The organism is Micromonospora sp. RTBAU3-60 (assembly GCF_054963695.1).
In genome coordinates, this window is record NZ_JBUEGB010000161.1 from 1 (window position 1) to 2,409 (window position 2,409).

The following is a 2,409-nucleotide window of genomic DNA, read 5'->3' on the forward strand; positions in this document are numbered from 1 at the left end:
TTGACCATCTTGCGGGGCTCGAGACCGGGGACCGCCAGCCACAACCGGCCCCGCCCATCAACGGCGGTGTTGTAGTTGTCGGCGCGCACCACGATCTGATCGTGCGTGCGGTTGCGGCCCCGCTTCCAATGCTGACGCATCTGCCGCGCCAGGAACGGATCAGCGGCCCACTGGTCGGCCTTCAGCACGGTGAACATTCGCTTGCGCTCGGCCGGATCGTTGGTGCGCCGACAGATCGCCCGCCGGACGTCGACCTTCGCTGCCGCCAGGTTCGCGGCGATGTCGGCCATGGCGTCGCGGACGATTTCCTTCCACGCGTTCGCCAATACACCAAACCGGGCGTGTGTGCCGTCGGCCAGCCATCGGTCCCGCACCTGCCGGTCCTTCAACCCGGACCCGACTCCGAGGATCGAGCCGTAGCGCTGCCACACCTCGCTACGCACCCGGCCCAACCGGCGGGCCTGCTCCACCAGAGCGGCGTACTTGCCTGGATTCAGCCGGGCCGAGTAGGCGATCCGGGTGACCTTCACCGGTCACCCTCCATGGCCAAGTCCGCCCTCTTCAACTCCTTCTCGTAGCGGCGCAGACCGTCCAGCCGGCCCGAGAAGGAGTTGACGACCGCCAGGAGGTCCTCGACCAGCTCCTGCTGCGGGGACAGGGACTCCTGGTTGACGACGACGATCTCGCAGCCGCCACGCGCCGCCACATGCTCCACCAGGTCGAAGCCGAACCGGGCCAACCTGTCCTTGTGCGCCACCACCAGCGTGGCGACCTCACCCCGATCGACCGCATCCATCAACGCCAGGAACTTCTCCCGGCGCAGGTTCACCCCGCCGCCGACCTCACTGACCCACTCGTCCACGGCCAGACCGCGAGCCAGGCAGAACTGCTGCATCGCCGCCACCTGCGAGGCCAAGTCCGACTTCTGACCCGGCGACGACACGCGGCAATACACCACAACCTTCCGCCGGTCCGCGTCGAAGCCCGGCTGCAGCACCCTGCGCACATCAGAATCGTCAAAATACCGCTGACCCGACGGCAGACGACGGGCCGTGATCCGACCCTCCGCCTCCCACCGACGCACCGTGCTCACCGAACGGCCCACCCGCTTGGCAAACTCGCCGATCCGATAGACACTGCCCACGACCGTCAATTGTGGACAGTTCTAGAAAGGAAAGCAACCACTAGTAGCTGCTGCTTGGTTGGTCTGAGGTGCATTGTTCGTTACGGGGTCGGCGGTGTCGTCGGTTTCGCATCGGCGGGGTACCGGCGGAATTCGACGGTGTTGCGGTCTGGGTCCTGGACGTAGAGGGAGACGGCCTGGCCTCGGGCGCCGGACCGGCTCACCGGCCCGGGCCGGCGACGGTCCATGGCTGCCGCTCCCGGCCCTGTCCGGTGGGGCCCCGGTGACGCCCTTAACGATTCGCGAACCGGCCACGCCCACCAAGCCATGATCGGACTACGATCGTTGACTCGGATTCAACGAAGGAGCGGCGGGATGCTGGAGCGACACGAGATCGAGACGTTTCTGACGCTCGCCGACGAGTTGCACTTCGGCCGTACCGCCGAACGCCTGCGCGTGACGACCGGCCGGATCAGCCATGTCATTAGGAAACTGGAGCGGCGGATCGGGGCTCCGCTGTTCGAGCGCACCAGTCGCGTCGTCCGCATCACGCCCATCGGCCGGCAGCTCGCCGACGACCTGGCCCCGCTCGTCGAACAGATGGACACGGCCCTGCGCCGGGCGGTCGAGGCCGGCCGCGGCGTGACCGGCCAGCTGCGGGTAGCGTTCCTCGGCGAGTACCTCGCGCCGGTGCTGCTCAAAGCGGTCAAGCTGTTCACCGCTCGGCATCCCGACTGCGACGTGGACGTGCGCGAGGTGCAGCTGTACAACTCGCGGGCCAGCCTGCTGGACGGCTCGATCGACATCCTTGTCGCCGCCTACCCGTTCGACGGCATGGCCCGCGGGCCCGCGCTGATGGTGGAGCGGCGCGTGCTGGCCGTGGCCGCCACGCACCCGCTGGCCGGTGAGGAGTCGGTGTCGCTGGAGGTGCTCGCCGACCACCCGGTCGTCCAGTACCCGGCGATGACCTCCGCCGAGTTCAAGCGCGACCGCACACCCGAGCGCACGCCGGCCGGCCGACCCGTCCCCAAGGGCCCGCACGGCAAGACCTTCTCGGAAATGCTGTCACTCGTGGCGTTGGGCCGGGGCGTGCTGCCGGTGGGCGAGCAGACCGAGCGTTACCACCCGCGCCCCGACGTCGTGTACGTGCCGATTTACGACGCCCCGCCGATTGAGCGGGGACCGGTCTGGCTGGAGGCGAATACGACCGCCCGGATACAGGAGTTCGTCCGGGCCGCGACGGATGCCAACGCTCCGGTCCCAGCGTCGGCCGTGCTGGACTAGCT

At 68.4% G+C, this 2,409-nt stretch carries 3 protein-coding genes; 1 reads left to right on the forward strand and 2 read right to left on the reverse strand.

The genetic code is table 11. The features are described 5' to 3' along the window. A partial coding sequence (locus ACY34I_RS40270) for a hypothetical protein (protein WP_462760793.1) occupies positions 1-470 on the reverse strand: 470 nt, incomplete at its 3' end. A gap of 56 nt (positions 471-526) precedes the next feature. Beyond that, positions 527-1,144 (reverse strand): IS607 family transposase, encoded by a 618-nt coding sequence (locus ACY34I_RS40275; protein ID WP_462760795.1) that lies wholly within the window; start codon positions 1,142-1,144, stop codon positions 527-529. 354 nt (positions 1,145-1,498) lie between these two features. Between ACY34I_RS40275 and ACY34I_RS40280 the strand changes: the two genes are divergently transcribed. After that, positions 1,499-2,407, forward strand: a complete 909-nt coding sequence (locus ACY34I_RS40280) for a LysR family transcriptional regulator (RefSeq protein WP_462760797.1) — start codon at positions 1,499-1,501, stop codon at positions 2,405-2,407. Positions 2,408-2,409 lie beyond the last annotated feature (2 nt).